This window comes from Paenibacillus algicola (assembly GCF_005577435.1).
Classification (GTDB): Bacteria; Bacillota; Bacilli; order Paenibacillales; family Paenibacillaceae; genus Paenibacillus_AQ; species Paenibacillus_AQ algicola.
Window position 1 is genome coordinate 278,838 of the sequence record NZ_CP040396.1, and the last position, 16,750, is coordinate 295,587.

Sequence of the window (16,750 nt, forward strand, 5' to 3'; positions counted from 1 at the left end):
GGAAGGGAGTCCGAGGGGCTCGTAGTACCAAGGAACCGTAGGACAACATAACCTGCGGGAGGGAAGGAGCTCTGCTTTGTTCACGTTTCTTAAGGAGGTACGAGTCAGTGAATGCCAATCGGCTAACAACACCAAAGGAAAACGTTCAACAACTCCAAGAGAAACTAGGTCATGCGGCCAAGGAAAACAAGAAACGCAGATTCCACGCTTTGTATGACAAGGTCTACCGAATGGACATTTTGTGGGAAGCATGGCGCAGGGTGCGAGCCAATAAAGGCTCGGCGGGCGTCGACGGTGAGACGCTGACGGACATCGAGAAGCAAGGCGAATACCTCTTCTTGCTTGAATGCCAACGGCTTTTAAAAGAGGGGCGCTACCACCCACAGCCTGTTCGGCGGCATTACATCCCGAAGAAAGATGGGAAGCAAAGACCGCTTGGTATTCCGACCATTCGAGATCGCGTCATACAAATGGCAACAAAACTAGTCATGGAACCGATCTTTGAAGCCGATTTTCAGGAATCCTCATTTGGATTCCGTCCGAAGAGAAGTGCGAAGGGAGCGCTGGACCGGATCCGGAAGGCATGCAATCGCAAGGGAAATTGGGTGATCGACGTCGACATCCAAGGCTACTTCGACAACATCAATCAAGAGAAGCTTATGAAACTGGTTGAAATGCGAATCAGTGACAGACGAATGTTGAAGCTGGTTCGGAAGTGGTTACAAGCGGGAGTGATGGAAGAAGGGACGGTAAGGCGCTCAGATTTGGGAACACCGCAAGGCGGGGTAATATCTCCGCTGCTTGCGAACATTTACCTCAATTACTTCGACATTCTGTGGGAACGACATGGGAGCGGTCACGGAGAACTAACGCGTTATGCGGATGACTTCGTGGTTGTATGCAAAACGAAGAAAGACGCAGACCGATCGTACGAACTTATTCGTGCGATTATGGATCGTCTCGAACTCACCTTGCATCCAACCAAAACGCGCATCGTCGGACTGTGGACAGGAGAAGAAGGCTTCGACTTTCTCGGTATGCATCATCGCAAGACGAAAGCAGAAACCTCCAAAGGAAAAGTGTATTACACCACTCAGCAATGGCTGACTCGGAAAGCAGAAGAACGCATTCGGGAAGTCGTAAAAGACCGTCTGGCACCGCCGGGTATGCGGCACAAGTCGTTACTTGAACAGGTCAATTGGTTAAATCCCAAGATACAAGGCTGGCGGAATTATTACTACACCGCCCACAGTCAGCGGAAGATGGCAAAGCTGGATTGGTACATTCTTCAGAGGCTTGCGAGATGGTACGCGAAGAAGCGGCAACGCGCACGATGGATGAGTTCTGTGCGCGAGGTTAAATTCATGGCTAGACAACATGGACTCAAAACGCTCTTGTAATCTGCATGCACATGAATGACGAACATCGGAAAGCCGTATGAGGGAAAACCTCACGTACGGTTTGATGAGGAGGGGCTGAAATTTTCAGCCCTTTACTCTAGCCGCTGGCTTGGTAACTCTAGAGCAAAGGAGCCGATCTGTATGCATAATGAGCCTGTAGTCCCCTGTGATGGGGGAAGGGCTACAGGCTCATGGCTCCCATAAAAAAACAGCATGGTGTATTTACTTTTCCGGATGATATCGTCCATGATATAGATAGTGTGGGACCCACAAAATGGATGTGTCATGAGTAGACCGACCGCTGGCTTTCCTATGAGAGCCGGTATCGGGACGCTGTGATGAAGTGGGTGGATAAAGTGTGGTAGAGAGACTATAAGATTTGGAGGGATGAGAGCTCATGGAGAGCAAGGAGCAAGCTGCGGCCCGTTACGGGTCAAAAGGGAAGGCAGGCACCTATCTGGAGGTACTGGCGGTGTCCACGAAGCTTGGGTTGACGTCCTTTGGCGGACCGGTTGCGCACATTGGGTATTTTCACAACGAATACATACGGCGGCGTAAATGGATGGATGAACGAAGCTATGCAGATCTGGTCGCGCTGTGCCAGTTCCTTCCCGGACCGGCCAGCAGTCAGGTCGGCATCGGCATTGGCGTCATTCGCGGAGGGCTTGTAGGCGGGCTGATCGCCTGGCTCGGGTTCACGCTGCCTTCCGTTGTGGCCTTGGTGCTGTTCGCTCTGCTGCTGCAGGGGATGGATCTGGGCAATGCGGGCTGGATTCACGGACTGAAGCTGGTCGCCGTAGCGATCGTGGCCCATGCGATACTCGGGATGGGCCAGAAGCTGGCTCCGGATCGAAGCCGGGCGACACTGGCTATCGCGGCAGCCTCTATCGCGCTGCTGTGGCAGTCGGTGTTCAGTCAGGTCGGCATCATTGTCGCAGCGGGACTGTTCGGGCTGTGGATGTACCGCAAAGCCGAGACCCCGGAGGTCACGGATCTGAATATCCCCGTGAAGCGCGGAGTCGCACTCTTTTGTCTGGTGCTGTTCGCGGCGCTGCTGGCAGCGCTGCCGCTGCTTCGACAGGGAGCGGTCGGCGGCTGGCTGCCGCTGTTTGACAGCTTCTACCGGTCCGGATCGCTGGTGTTCGGTGGAGGTCATGTCGTGCTGCCGCTGCTGGAGCGAGAGGTCGTACCGGCGGGCTGGGTGAACAAAGAGGACTTCCTGGCCGGCTACGGTGCAGCCCAGGCCGTGCCGGGCCCGCTGTTTACCTTCGCGGCATTTCTGGGGACACTGGCTGGTGGCATTTCCGGCGCAGTGATCGCCACCGCTGCGATTTTTCTGCCTGCGTTTCTGCTCATTATCGGCACGCTGCCGTTCTGGAACGCTATGCGCCGCAACCCCAAGGTGCAAGGCGCCCTGGTCGGAATCAATGCCGCAGTCGTCGGCATCCTGCTGGCCGCGCTTTATGATCCGCTTTGGACGACGACGATTCTGTCGCCGGCGGATTTTGCCATGGCCGCTGTCTTTTTCCTCATGCTCGTCTTCTGGAAGCTTCCGCCGTGGGTGATCGTCATCGCGGGAGCGCTTGGCGGCACGCTGCTGACTTTGATTTGAGGCACTTCGTGTTATTTAAAGCCCGGACTCGCTGTACAAGCGGTGCCGGGCTTTTCACATGCGGCAAGACGGCTGAAGCTGTGCTCCTGCATTAGCATAGGCATCGTCTGCGGCTGTCTAAAATGGTACAAACTTCTGCCAAGCTGGAGACGTTAATATAAGAAGGCGGTATGCAGTCCAGCAGGGCTGTCATCCATGCGTGGAAGAAGGAGGACAAACCATGAACGTCATTGGAATTGTAGGGTTCGTTACATCTGTAGTGTCGATCGTCTTAAACCTAATTCTCGTCAAGAGCGAGCATCGTCATGAGAAGCTGAGTGACACAGCGGGGAAAAAGTGGTATATCGCTTCAACCTTGATGATGGGTACCGTTGTGTTCGGCATCCTGCTGATTGACTTCAATGTTGTAATAGACCCGTTCAGAATGATGCAGGGTATTCTGGCTGCGGGTGCACTGTACCTATGCTTTAACGGCTGGCTGGAGAAGAAATATATCCGGCACACGCGGCGGCATATGATCAGCTTTACAATAGCCTTCCTGCTGATTGCGTTTCTGGCATGGGCCACCTTGGCAGCGGATCGGGAGGTGTTAATGAGCTTCCGGCTGCAGTAGAGTGCGACAGGGTGAGATCTAGCGGCGGAGCGAGTTCGGTATTTCGAGTTCGTTTGGTGCTGAACCGCCCAAGTGGGGCAATGAGTTCGGTATTTCGAGTTCGTTTGGTGCTGAACCGCCCGAGTGGGGCAATGAGTTCGGATTTTCGCATTCGTTTGGTGCTGAACCGCCCAAGTGGGGCAACGAGTTCGTTTTTTCGAGTTCGTTTGGTGCTGATCCGCCCGAGTGGGGCAACGAGTTCGGATTTTCGCATTCATTTGGTGCTGAACCGCCCGAGTGGGGCAATGAGTTTGGTATTTCGAGTTCGTTTGGTGCTGAACCGCCCAAGTGGGGCAATGAGTTCGGTATTTCGAGTTCGTTTGGTGCTGAATCGCCCGAGTGGGGCAACGAGTTCGGTTTTTCGAGTTCGTTTGGTGCCGAACCGCCCGAGTGGGGCAATGAGTTCGGATTTTCGCATTCGTTTGGTGCCGAACCGCCCAAGTGGGGCAATGAGTTCGGTTTATCGCATTCGTTTGGTGCTGAACCGCCCAAGTGGGGCAATGAGTTCGGTATTTCGCGTTCGTTTGGTGCTGATCCGCCCAAGTGGGGCAATGAGTTTGGTTTTTCGAGTTCGTTTGGTGCTGAACCGCCCGAGTGGGGCAATGAGTTCGGTATTTCGAGTTCGTTTGGTGCTGAACCGCCCGAGTGGGGCAATGAGTTTGGTTTTTCGCATTCGTTTGGTGCTGATCCGGCCCGAGTGGGGCAACGAGTTCGGTATTTCGAGTTCGTTTGGTGCTGAACCGCCCGAGTGGCGCAACGAGTTCGGTTTATCGCATTCGTTTACTCCAGAACCGCCCCAGCGGCGCAACGAATGCGGTTTTTCGCATTCGTTTGGCGCGTGGGGGGCTATGGCAGGATTGAGTTCGGTATTTCGCATTCATAGGCCGGTGGATTGCTCCACCACCTTTCAGGCGACGCCGGTGGCTTCTTCTTCGCCCCGCAGCAGCTTTCGGTACAGCCCATCCTGCGCCAGCAGGATGTCGTGGTTCCCTTCCTCCACCAATGCACCTTTGTCTATGACGAAAATGACGTCGGCGTTGCGGATCGTAGACAATCTGTGAGCGATGACGATGGTTGTCAGCCCTTCCCGCAGCGTATCCAGGCTGCGCTGAATTTTACGCTCCGTTTCCAAATCCAGCGCCGAGGTCGCCTCGTCCAGAATGAGCACCTCTGGCCGTGCAGCGAGTGCGCGAACGAGTGAAAGACGCTGACGCTGGCCCCCGGAGAGCATTACACCGCGTTCTCCGATCTCCTGATCCAGACCCAGCGGCAGTGAGTTGATGAAATCGTCAATATACATGGCCTTACAGAGCGCCATCAACTCCTCGTCCGAGATGTGAGCTCGTCCCATCGTCAGATTGGTGCGGATGGACTCCGGGAAGAAGTACGGCTCCTGAAGGACAATGCATACCCGCTCCGACCAATCCTGCCTTTGCAGGAGAGAAAGCGAATGACCGTTCACCTCAATGTCCCCTGCCTCTGGCTCATAGAACCGGGCCAGCAGCTTGGATATGGTGGATTTTCCGCCGCCGCTGGCTCCGACGATGGCATTTTTCTTGCCCACCTTCAGTGTCATGTCCAGCTCCTGCAGGATGGGCTGCCCCGCCTCCGCTTGAAAGGAGAAGCTTACCTTTTTGAGCTCCATAGAGGTGATCGGTTCCGTGAAGGCTTGGCTTCCATCCGCCATTTTCTCGACGTCTGTAATCCGCTTCAGGCGGTCAATGGTACCGACCAGGCGCGCGCCCTGCATGGCATGCTCAAAAATCATATGGAAATCATCCATTAAGCCCGAGGAATATTGCCATAGCACGATGAGCAAGCCGGCGCTCATCGTGCCCTGCATCACCTGATAGCCACCGAAGGCCAGAACGACTAAAGTGGCAGACCATTTCAACGGCTGACTGAGAATCATTTGCTTGTTCTCCAGACGTCCTGCTTTCATTACTTCTTCCATATAAGGCTTAAACAACCGCTGATACCGCTCCAGCTCCCAGGCTTCCCGGTGAAAGGCGACGACTTCCTTGGTAGCGGCAATACCTTCTTCCATATGTACAGTGAGCGCTGTTTTCCGATCGGCTACCTGACGTGAGCTTGACCGAACCTTTTCTCCCAAATAGCGTCCCAACGCCATGAAGCTGAGACACAGCACGGTGGTAGAGAGCAGCAACGTCAGGCTGACGCTGCCGATAATGATCATGATCACGACCGCGGACACTACACGCTGCAGTGCCTTTGGCATCAGGTATGAAACGCCGCCGCCCACCGTATAAATGTCCTTCACGAGATAATCTGTGAACCGCGCACTTCGTTCCTTCTGAATATGCGAAAGCGGCAGGTGGTACAGATGATTCATAACAAGCTTTCCCAACGTGATGCGCAGTGCATAGCCGATTCTGTGATGCACCATGGCTGTCGCTGTAAAGAGTGCAGGAGCCGCAAACAGACAAACCCCCAGCAGTACAAAGTAGGTCAGGGCATGCTCCGTCTCACCCGCGATAAAAACATCATCAATGATCCATTTCTGAACCCAGGTTCCCCCAAGGGAAAAGGCCGTTTCTGCCATCATAATGACAAAACCGAACAGATACCAGCCCTTGCTTCTACGTATGAATGGCCATATCCAAGCCAAGCTGCTCTTCATGAAGCTCCTCCCCCTTTACCAGCTGATAAAAGATGCCCTGCTGCCTGACAAGCTCCTCATAGGTACCTTGCTCCACCGCTTTTCCCTGATCAATCACGATAATCTGATCGTAATCACGGATCGTAGAAATCCGGTGGGCTACCGCAATGGTGGTCCGGCTTGCTAGCAGCGCCTGCAGCGCATGCTGTACCGCTTTTTCACTGACTGTATCCAGTGAGGCAGTCGCTTCATCCAACAGGATGATGGACGGATTCTTGATAAACATTCTTGCAATAGCAATTCTTTGCTTCTGGCCGCCGGAAAGTCGGATGCCCCGCTCACCGACCAAGGTGTCATATCCCTCTGGCAGCTCCAATATGAAATCATGAATGAAGGCGGCCTTTGCAGCCGCAATGATGTCCGCTTGAGAGGCATCCGGTCGACCGAAGCGGATATTTTCCTGGATGGACAAACCGAATAGATACGTTTCTTGAAACACGATGCCGATCGATTCCCGAATTTGACTTAGGGAGAGCTCGGTCAAGGGGACGCCATCCAGTAGAATCTGGCCTTGATCCGGATCGTAAAACCGGCCTACCAGCTTGAGCAGTGTCGATTTTCCGCCGCCGCTAGTCCCTACGAGAGCCGTCTTTTGCCCGGGAAGAATCTGTGCTGTAAATCCCGTGATCACCGGTGAACGTCCCCTGTAGCTGAAATGAACCTCGCTGAACGTCAACGCTCCGGCAATGTCAGAGAGGAACCGGGGCTTTCGGTCTTCTTGAACCACAGGCTTGTGCTGAGCATATTGATACAATAGCTGTGCCTGGCCTATACAGTAGCTTTGCTCCAGCAGTTGAAAAGTCAAACGCCCGATCGAGCGGAAGATCATCAATATGTAGATGGTAAATGATACGAAAGTGCCCACACTCATGCTGCCACTCGTAATTGATTGAGAGCCGAGGATGTACATCAGGATGACTCCGACGGCTGTAGCCGTCATTCGAAAAGAGAATTGCAGATGCCGGTAGAGCAGGGAGCCGAGACGGGTTTTTGCATATTGCTCATACGTTTCCGTAAAACGCCCCACTTCCCAGGAGGTCGCGCCAAAAGCACGCACTTCTACCAGTGAACTGACCGAATTATAAATTTTCTGATTTAGTCGTTCCCGCTCCTGGGTTTGCTGTTTAAAATACATCGCTGTTTTTCCATCAATAGTAGGACCTATCAAATAGTAGAGGAAATAGCATGGAAGAATGAAAAGCGTCAGCTTCGTGTTCATATGGAGTACCATGACCAGGGGTACCAGAATGAGTAGCAGATGCCGGATGATGAGGGGCAGGTATTGGGTGTAGATCTTCTGAACCGCCGTCAGGTTGTGGTTGAACAGAGACAGGGTTTCTCCGGTCGGGTGCTGCTCATAGTAAGCAAAGCCCAGCTTCCTTAGATGTGTGAACAGGCTGAGCTGTAAATCCCGGGCGGCCTTCTCCTGCACCGAGCGTTCCAGAATGTTGCAAAGGGCCGTCGCTGCAAACATCAATCCCAGAACAAGGATCAATACGGCCAGCGCTGTGAAAAATAGTGTGTTGCTCTTCTCAGGAACTACTACATCAATGAGATAGCGTAAAAATTGCGGAATGCTAATCTCGCCAAGCGCGAGAACAAGTCCCATCACAATGAGGGCGATCAAACTCCCGCGGTAAGGCTTCAAATAAGACAGCACCCAGAAATAGGTCTGTCTCCGTTCTTGATAAGCGCTCCATTTGTTCTTCAAGGTATTTCTGATTTGACCATCCCCCGCTGCGTCCACCCGGTTACCCCCCCCAGTTTCTGCTATGACACCGAATAAATTCCAAGTGAATTCCATATTACAGGAGCCGCTTGACTTCCGTCAACAGAGAATTTAAGCGCTATCATTATGCGGTTGGCAGCTGCAACCAGCTGCAAAAAAAGAGGGTAGCTCTGCTGCGCTGGAGCATCGAGCAGAGGATCGGGCGCCTGGCGCGGTGCTAGCGCAGCCGCGCGCTCATGTCCAGGCTGCGGCCTGATGCTGACCGCCTGCCCCAGAACAGCTGCAGCGCGAGCTTGGCGCACCACAGGGCAAAGGCTAAAAAGATCAGCGCCCACACGGCTGCAGGCAGAGGGGTCTGATGGGCGAGATTCGCCGCATCGCCGGCACGCGCCGGAGTAATGATTCCATAGATGAGTAGCGTTACCGGTCCCATGACTGATTCCTCCAGGCAGAGGAAAGCGAGTAAGAGATAGTAGGCATTTCGGATTTTTCCACCAATCAAATAGAAGGCAAGGGTAATCACAATGAAGATGGAGAGCCACCAGATGCCGTAGCCGTTGCGGACGAACAGGATAATCATGAGCAGTGCAGTTACGGTTATAGCTAGCAGCCCCTGTCCCTGCTTCTGGCGGGCATAAACGTAAAACATCAGCACAGAGAACAGGGAGGCCGGAATATATCCTGCCATGGAAACGACGAGGGACTTCCATCCCGGTGCTACAAGGGAGTAGGTCACGCCGCTGTGATCCGGATTCAGCTCGATGCTCAGTACCCGTCCGGACAAGGCGAGGGTCGCGAGCGCATGACCGAGCTCATGCACCATGGTGTCCATAATGCGGAACCAGGAGGAAAAAGGAATGAGGCGGGTCAAGATGGCGGCGCCAACCAGATACAGAATCGTTTTGATCCACTTGTTCATATCATAATCCTTTCTACAGGAAGTCTGCGATGGGCTGTGGAACATACAGACAGGGCGATTCATGTTGTGATAAAATGGAACGTATGTTCCATGGAAGCTCGCCTATATCAAGTATAGACGGCAATACAGTCATTGTACAAACGAATCCAGCTCCTCGCGGGGAGTGGTACAATAGAGAGACGAAGTGGACAAAAAGGAGGTGAGAGGCCGTGACGCAGCCACAGGAACCGGAACGCAGACCCCGCCACGCCAAGCGAGAGAGCAGCGGAGGCGTGAGCCCAAGGTCGGAGCAGCCGCATCAAAGCTCCAGATCGGAGCAGCGGCATCAAAGCCCCGGACCGGGTCAGGTACACGAAGTTTCCCGCCAGGAGGGGCCAAAAGTGAAGTCATGGCGGAGCCATGACCTGCAGCTCACCTTTGCTGAGTTTCAGCTGGGCGGCGAAGAGCGGGAGCTGAGAATTCCGGAGGAGTCTGCAGTACGCAGGCATCAGGAAACAGAAGCGGCCATGCAGGAGACCGAGGCTGCCCTGCGGGAGCCAGAGAAATTCACGGGCGACAGCCAAGAGGCTTTCACAGGACAGCTTACCTTGGCGGAGCTGGATTTTGGACCGTCAGGGGAGCAGCCCTCAGGCGCAGCCAGCCATGCTGGTCACGCGCTGACGCGACCGACGCCGCCTTCTCCCGAGGTTTCGACGCTGCCGGCCTCCAGCGTGCCCCCGTCTTTTGATGGTGTAAGATATTACACGCGTGAGCAGCAGTTTTACCTGCGGGCCAAGGAGCTGGAGTGGCATGCGGAGCCGCAGGCGCCCTTCACTCCGTTCAAGAGCTACTGGCCGGTGTACAGTGAAATGTCACCGCCGCAGGAGCGCTGGTATTTCTACTGGAGGGAGGAGGTGCGTTCCGGAAGCTACCCGGACACGGACCTTTCCTACCTGTTTCTCTATATTTATGAGCTAATTCACGGCATCGGCTGGAGCGGACCGCAGCAGGGCTGGCAGCTGCTGAATCAGGTCTGGCTTGCTTACCGCGGCCGGTACCGTAAGCTCGACAGTTATCTGAGAGAGTGGCGGTTTGACTTTGCCCGGGTGCACGGCCTGGAGCTGCCGGAAGCGGACGTCCTGGACAAGCTCCCCCGCAGCCTCTCGCCCGAGCTTCGGGAGCGGGAGTGGCTGCGGCGGTTCAGCGCCCGTCCCGTTGAGCTGAATTGGGACGTGCTTCGGGAGCTGCTGGATGTCGATCCCGAGAAGAGCCGTTTTTTTCAGGAATCCGGCAGTAAGGCGCTGAAGACCTATGCCCCCAAAGTGATTGCTCTGGCAGATGCTTACGGAGAGAAGACGGGAGCCGGACGCCTGCTGGAGCGCTTTAGACCGCCTGAGATTAACGCGGAGCGGCCGCTGTTCCGGACGGCAGTATACGACGAGAGCCTGTTTGGACGCACGGTAACTGTGCGCTATATGAAGCTGTCCGCCTATTCCCCTCTCCGGGCGTTTCTCACACAGCTGGTCCGCTTGACCGAGAACGTGCTGAGAGAGCTGATGCACTTTAAAGGGCGGCTGAAGGGCGTGAGTGTCGAGCCAGAGCTCGGTAAGCTCATCCGACGTTATTTGGAAAAAGCGCTCGGCGCCGGCGTGAAAGCGCCCCAGCCGCCGGCGCCCGTGGTCACTATTGATCCGGACAAGCTGCAGCGGCTGCAGCAGGAGTCGGATCTCGTGCGGGACCTGCTTATGGTGGAAGAGCCGGAGTCTGAGGACCAGGGATCTCCTGCACCGGATGAGAGCGAATCTTTTGCCGGGGCGGCGCCTGTCCCTCCTTCTTGGGACAACACGGCCGATGGCGGGATACACTGGAATACGGAGCAGCTGGGACAGGAGTGGCAGGAGCTGGCGTTGAGACTGACGCCTCCGCAGCTGGAGATGCTGTATGCACTGAAGCACAATCTGGGGCCTGCTGCTCGGCAGGCAGCGGCAGAGCGTGCCGGATCCATGCCAGAGCTGCTGCTGGATGAGATTAACGAGGCGGCGATGGAGTGGATCGGCGATCTTTTAATAGATGGAGATGCTTTGCTGGAGGATTATGCAGATATGCTGGATTTCACGAAGAGGTGATCAAGAGATGACTGAGTTAAAAATTCCGCGGCGGCTGACGACCGCGCTGATGAACTCGTTCACGGCCGGTGTCGTGCCGCGAGTGGGGCTGGAGCACATTGCGGTGGGCCGCAAACCGGAGGTCGAAGCGCTATTGCAGGATATGGACAATATTCAGGAGGGCGGTGCAGCCTTTCGCCTGATCAGCGGGCGGTACGGCAGCGGCAAGAGCTTTCTGCTCCAGATTCTTCGCAACTATGCGATGGACCGGGATTTCGTCGTAGCCGATGCGGATCTGTCGCCGGAGCGGCGCCTGGTGGGGACGAAGGGACAGGGTCTTGCCACCTACCGTGAGCTTATGACTCACCTGTCCACCCGGACACGACCGGACGGCGGAGCGCTGGAGGTTATTCTCCAGAAATGGATCTCTGCCATCCAGCAGTCCTTGGTCCAGAAGGAGGGCATCTCCGCCGATGATCCGGGCTTTAGCCTGAGGGTGGAGCAGCGGATTTTTGAAGTGACGGGCAGTATGCAGAGCCTAGTGCACGGCTTTGATTTTGCCAAGGTGCTGACGGCGTATTGGAAAGGCTGCAAGCTGGGAGATGATGATGTCAAGCAGGCAGCGCTGCGCTGGCTTCGGGGGGAATACCGGACGCGCACAGAGGCGCGGCAGGAGCTGGGAGTCGGAATGATCATTGATGATGAGAGCTGGTACGACTACATGAAGCTTTGGGCGGAATTTACAGCATTGATTGGCTACAAGGGGCTGCTGCTCTTCATCGACGAGGGTGTCAATCTGTACAAAATCACGAATACCGTATCCCGCCAAAGCAACTATGAGAAGCTGCTGACGCTGTTCAATGATACGATGCAGGGCAAGGCCCGGCATCTTGGTATTCTGCTGGGCGGTACGCCTCAGTTCGTCGAGGATGAGCGGCGGGGGCTGTTCAGCTATGACGCGCTGCGCTCGCGCCTGATCGACGGGCGCTACGGCTCGCAGTCGTACCGCACCTACAGCTCGCCCATTCTTACGCTGAGCATGCTGTCGCATGAAGAGATTCTCATTCTGCTTCAGAAGCTGCGGGACATTCATGCACTGCATTATCAATATCCGGCGGCGCTGGAGGATGCGCAGCTGGTTGCCTTTATGCAAAATGCGGTAAACCGCCTCGGCGCTGAGGAGCTGCTGACTCCGCGCGAGGTCGTCCGGGATTTCCTGGATCTGCTGCATACGCTGCATCAGCACCCGGACAGTAATTTTGACACGCTGCTCGGGAAGCGGTCCTCACCGGCCCAGACTTCGGCGTCTACAGGCGCCAAATCCAGCTCCGATGAGAACCAGGAGGATGACAGTGATGATTTCCTGGCGGAGTTTGAGCTATGAGCAGCCAGGGTCATCTGTTCTACAGGCTGGCTCCCTTCATCCGCGAATACATGTACCGCAAACGCTGGGACACCCTGCGCGAAGCACAGGTGGAGGCCTGCCGGGTGCTGCTGGACACCTCTCATCATCTTCTAATCGCATCGGGGACGGCGTCGGGGAAGACGGAGGCGGCTTTTTTTCCGGCACTGACAGGACTGTATGAAGCCCCCTCGTCCTCGGTTGGCATTCTGTACATTGGTCCGCTGAAGGCACTTATCAATGACCAGTTTGAGCGGATTCAGGAGCTGCTTCGGGAGGGAGAGGTGCCGGTATGGCACTGGCATGGGGATGTGTCGCAGGAGGAGAAGACCAAGCTGATGCAAAATCCTTCCGGCGTGCTGCAGATTACACCGGAATCGCTGGAAGGACTGCTTATGAATCGCCCGAATGCCATTCCGGCGCTGTTTCACGACCTGCGGTATGTCATTATTGACGAAGTGCACGCCTTTATGGGGGCAGACCGGGGGATTCAGGTGCTGAGCCAGCTGACCCGAATCGAGCGGATGGCAGCCTGCACGCCGCGCCGTATCGGGCTGTCTGCCACCCTCAAGGATTATGACACGGCGGCCGGCTGGCTTGCTGCCGGCACGAAGGAACTGGCGGAGGTGGTGTCCCCGCCAGGATCACGCCGCTTGCGGATCAGCGTCGAGCATTTTTCATTTCCGGATGCACGGGATGAGAAGAAGGCGGAGCAGCGGGAGCACGCAGAGAAAGCATATTATGATTATATGTATGACACGACCCGCCGTCATAAAGCGCTCATCTTTACGAACAGCCGCTCCGATGCCGAGCTGACGACACTGGAAATGCGGCGGGTGGCTGCGAAGCGTCAGGAGCCGGATGTATTTCATGTTCATCACGGCAGCATTTCCTCGATGCTGCGGGAGGAAGCCGAGGCGGCGCTGCGCAGCGGCCCCGGTCCTGCTGTAGCCGCCGCCACGCTGACGCTGGAGCTGGGCATTGACCTGGGCGAGCTGGAGCGGGTCGTGCAGCTCGGTGCCCCGTACAGCTGCTCCAGCTTTGTGCAGCGGCTGGGGCGCTCCGGCAGACGTGGACAGGCATCGGAGATGCTGTTTCTATGTCCGGAGGAAGAGGATGAAACTGCACAGCTCCCGGCGCGCATGCCCTGGATGCTGCTGCGCGCGATCGCGGTCATTGAGCTGTATGTTCGCGAGAGGTGGGTGGAGCCGCTGACACTGCGGCAGAAGCCGGTCGGGCTCTTGTATCATCAGACGATGAGCATTCTGAAAAGCATGGGGGAAGCCGAGCCGGCCGAGCTGGCGAAGGCGGTGCTGACGCTGCCTGCTTTTCGCGGCTTCACGGCGGCAGAGTACAGGGATTTTCTGAATTATCTGCTGCAGACAGACCATATCCAGCGCACCGATGAAGGGCCGCTCATTATCGGCCTGACGGGAGAGCGCATCGTGAACCATTTCCGCTTCTACGCGGTGTTCAAAGACGATGAAGAGCATGTCGTGTATAACGGGTCGGAGGAGATCGGCTCCATCACGACCGTGCCGCCGCCAGGCTACTGCTTCTCGCTGGCCGGCAAGCTGTGGAAGGTGGAGGAGGTCGATCCCCGGCATAAGGCGCTGTACGTCAAATCGTCCAAGGGCAAGGTCGACACCCTTTGGCTTGGTGCAGGCGGAGACATCCATACCAGGGTCGTCCGCAAAATGCGCCAGGTTCTCGATGACAGCACGCTGTATCCTTATCTGGCGCCTGGTGCGGTGCAGCGGCTGGAGCGGGCCCGGCGTCTCGCCCGGGAGAGCGGGCTGCTGAACAGCACCGTCATACCTGCGGGGGGAGACTCCATGTTTGTCCTTCCCTGGGCGGGCAGCAAGCCATTCCGTACGCTGGAGCGGCTGCTGAAGCACAATCTTGCTGGCGCCCACTCCCTGCGGTCCATCGTACCCATGGAGCCGTATTATATGGTGGTCGCGGGCAAGACGACCCCGGAGCAGCTGATGGATGCCATCGCTGGAGAGCTGGACGAATGCCTTGTCGCCGGGCCCGAGTCGCTGCTTGATCCGAAAGAGGCGCCATATTTGGGCAAATACGATGAATTCGTCAAGCCGGAGCTGCTGCGCACGGCATTTGCCGTAGACGGCCTGGATCTTGAAGGGCTGAGTGATGCGCTGCGAGGCTTGAAGGATCATTAAGGGATTGAGAACTGCCTGTATAATCAGGCAGTTTTTTAGAATAACCGCTGGGTTAAAGGCGCGCGTCATCCACGTGAAATGGCTCTCTATAAATTCAGTTATAGGGTCTCATCAGAGGGTGGCTATCATAAGCGACCCTCTCTATAACTTTCTATAGGCAGGTGAATATAATGGACGGTTTTCTTACAATGCTTTTGCTATTTGGTTTGCCCTTCTTAGGAGTTTGGTTGTACATAAACACAGTCACACTTCTTAAGAACATTAAAAAGGGCGAAGAAACAATTAATCAAACAGGGACGGGCTCTGTATTAATGGCTTTGATTATTTTTGGGATAGTATTTCTTATTCAAACCTCAACTTGGAAGTAAACAGGTTCAGATCCTGAAGAAGCTAGTCTGATGCCGTCGCCCCAAATGGCCAAATTTGAGGATTTTGCTTCCAGACTATTTTATCATTAGGTATTTTGTACATATGTGTGTCTAAAAGCTCAACCTCATTCAATCTGTTGGCGCGCAGCAGTCCAAACTGTAAAAGAATGTATAACTGGTCATGGGGAGTATACATTCATATGGAGGGAGAGAAGTCGTAGATGCTACCATGTAGACGAATTTGGTTGTAATCTTGAATAAACTGACTAACCATTTCATAAGCCTGCGGATAGGTATCGAATTCATTGCGACGATAGCATTCTAGTTCGATGATGGCATGATAGGACTCGATGTGAGCATTTTTGTTCAGCGTTTTAGGTGGAATACGCTCGTGGACCATACCAAACTCCGTAGGGGATAGTGTAGAAGGACGGGTAATAGGCGCACTGTGGGACATGTATGATTCGTCAAACGATGGGACGGATACTTATAACTTCACGTTCAGTTCAATCTATAAGGCGATGTATAACGCAAAAGTAAATACATTTAGCGAGTATTGGTCGAAATGGAAAGGCCTTGGATATAGCACGAATGCAAAAGAATCTATAAAACAAAACTCTATTACGTATTTCTAAAATAGGAGTAGCCGATATGTGATTTACATATCGGCTACACTCCTCGAAAGGAGATAAATCGTCATGAGGCTAAAGTACTTTGGCATGTTTCTTCTCCTTGTCGTAGTAACAATAATAGGTTGCAGTGAGAAGTCACAACCAGCAGGGCCTACAGAAGATACAATTGTTATTCAAGGAAGCTTCCCATCGGATCTCGTATCGAATGAAAGTACCAAGTTAAACATTCGCGTTTCTTTAAACCGGGAAGAAACTCGTGAAATAACAGGAAAGTATACCCTATTCACTCGTAAGATAAAAAATTTACCCAAACCTATACAAACTGATACATTTTTTAAAGAGTATCTCTCCATGAACAAAGAAGTTGTAGAAACAATTGAATTAGAAAAACTGATTAATGATACTCTCTACCAGATTGATATTAGTGCCGAAACCCCAAGCATTGATGGAAATAAAAAAGCTAATATAAAGACAATTTTTTTCTCTGTACGTAATAACAGAATCATTATAGAAAATGACATTGAAATTAGTGTTGGTAATCAAGCTACAAGATAGATGAAAAGGCGATAAAGCCATACACAACATGTGTACGGCCTTAGATTTTGCATGTATATTTCATTACATCACTTAAATTTCTTGATATTGTAGCAGCAGGTAGGCTCTTAAGAATGTTCTGGCCAAACCTCGCGGTTACTATTCGGTTATCCAGGATTACCACAGCGCCCCTATCGTTCACTGTCCGGATGAGTCTACCAAAGCCTTGCTTCAACCTCAGAATGCAATTCGGGAGCATAAACTCCTCAAAGTCATTCCCACCAACCTCTACAATCTTCAGGCACCTTGCCGCGACTAGGTACGAAGAACGGCAACTTGACGATTACCACGCAGATAAGATCGTCTCCTGGAACATCTACCCCCTCCCAAAAACTTTCTGCCCCAAACAGCACGGCCCGTTCTGAAGATTTAAAATCACTTGGCAGAGTCTCCCGATTTACATCACGGGTATGTAACAGTGGCTTTATATCCTGCTCGGCTAACCAATCATTCAGCAAGCTATGGAAGCTTGTCATCTGCACATAACTCGTAAGG

11 protein-coding genes and 1 pseudogene are annotated in these 16,750 nt (G+C 54.0%); 7 read left to right on the forward strand and 5 right to left on the reverse strand.

The features are described from left to right. Nucleotides 1–107 precede the first annotated feature (107 nt). The 3 genes from ltrA to E6C60_RS01275 all read left to right on the forward strand — a co-directional run bounded on the left by ltrA (nt 108) and on the right by E6C60_RS01275 (nt 3,625). Entirely contained in the window at nt 108–1,400 is a 1,293-nt protein-coding gene (gene ltrA / locus E6C60_RS01265) for a group II intron reverse transcriptase/maturase (protein ID WP_138224102.1), read from the forward strand. Between the two features lie 397 nt (nt 1,401–1,797). Continuing rightward, nucleotides 1,798–3,012 (forward strand): chromate efflux transporter, encoded by a 1,215-nt coding sequence (chrA, locus tag E6C60_RS01270; RefSeq protein WP_138224103.1) that lies wholly within the window; start codon nt 1,798–1,800, stop codon nt 3,010–3,012. Nucleotides 3,013–3,232: 220 nt separating this feature from the next. Then, nucleotides 3,233–3,625 carry a DUF4181 domain-containing protein gene (locus E6C60_RS01275; protein ID WP_138224104.1) on the forward strand — a complete coding sequence of 131 codons (393 nt, stop codon included), beginning with the start codon at nt 3,233–3,235 and terminating at the stop codon, nt 3,623–3,625. A gap of 946 nt (nt 3,626–4,571) precedes the next feature. Here the strand turns inward: E6C60_RS01275 and E6C60_RS01280 are convergent. The 3 genes from E6C60_RS01280 to E6C60_RS01290 all read right to left on the reverse strand — a co-directional run bounded on the left by E6C60_RS01280 (nt 4,572) and on the right by E6C60_RS01290 (nt 8,992). Beyond that, the gene (locus E6C60_RS01280) at nt 4,572–6,305 is read right to left on the reverse strand and encodes an ABC transporter ATP-binding protein (RefSeq protein ID WP_138224105.1); all 1,734 of its coding nucleotides are present in this window, start codon (nt 6,303–6,305) and stop codon (nt 4,572–4,574) included. Continuing rightward, entirely contained in the window at nt 6,265–8,055 is a 1,791-nt protein-coding gene (locus tag E6C60_RS01285) for an ABC transporter ATP-binding protein (RefSeq protein ID WP_217496365.1), read from the reverse strand. Before E6C60_RS01285 ends, E6C60_RS01280 begins: the two co-directional genes overlap by 41 nt. Nucleotides 8,056–8,290: 235 nt before the next feature. After that, entirely contained in the window at nt 8,291–8,992 is a 702-nt protein-coding gene (locus E6C60_RS01290) for a M50 family metallopeptidase (protein ID WP_138224107.1), read from the reverse strand. 209 nt (nt 8,993–9,201) lie between these two features. Here E6C60_RS01290 and E6C60_RS01295 point away from each other — a divergent pair, with 209 nt between their 5' ends. Genes E6C60_RS01295 through E6C60_RS01305 form a run of 3 tightly spaced genes read left to right on the forward strand, consistent with a single transcriptional unit; the run spans nt 9,202 to nt 14,661 of the window. Next, a complete protein-coding gene (locus E6C60_RS01295) occupies nt 9,202–11,097 on the forward strand; it encodes a TerB N-terminal domain-containing protein (RefSeq protein WP_138224108.1) in 1,896 nt (631 codons plus the stop codon). A gap of 7 nt (nt 11,098–11,104) precedes the next feature. Continuing rightward, on the forward strand, nt 11,105–12,460 hold the full coding sequence (locus E6C60_RS01300) for an ATP-binding protein (protein WP_138224109.1): 1,356 nt from the start codon (nt 11,105–11,107) through the stop codon (nt 12,458–12,460). After that, nucleotides 12,457–14,661 (forward strand): DEAD/DEAH box helicase, encoded by a 2,205-nt coding sequence (locus tag E6C60_RS01305; protein ID WP_138224110.1) that lies wholly within the window; start codon nt 12,457–12,459, stop codon nt 14,659–14,661. The genes E6C60_RS01300 and E6C60_RS01305 overlap by 4 nt, the downstream gene beginning before the upstream one ends. Before the next feature lie 564 nt (nt 14,662–15,225). Here the strand turns inward: E6C60_RS01305 and E6C60_RS21530 are convergent. Beyond that, complete coding sequence (locus tag E6C60_RS21530; protein WP_138224111.1) at nt 15,226–15,486, reverse strand: integrase core domain-containing protein; 261 nt, start codon at nt 15,484–15,486, stop codon at nt 15,226–15,228. Between the two features lie 241 nt (nt 15,487–15,727). Between E6C60_RS21530 and E6C60_RS01315 the strand changes: the two genes are divergently transcribed. Next, entirely contained in the window at nt 15,728–16,216 is a 489-nt protein-coding gene (locus E6C60_RS01315) for a hypothetical protein (RefSeq protein WP_138224112.1), read from the forward strand. 40 nt (nt 16,217–16,256) lie between these two features. Here E6C60_RS01315 and E6C60_RS21535 read toward each other — a convergent pair. After that, nucleotides 16,257–16,737, reverse strand: a pseudogene (locus tag E6C60_RS21535) (helicase C-terminal domain-containing protein). Nucleotides 16,738–16,750: the final 13 nt, after the last annotated feature.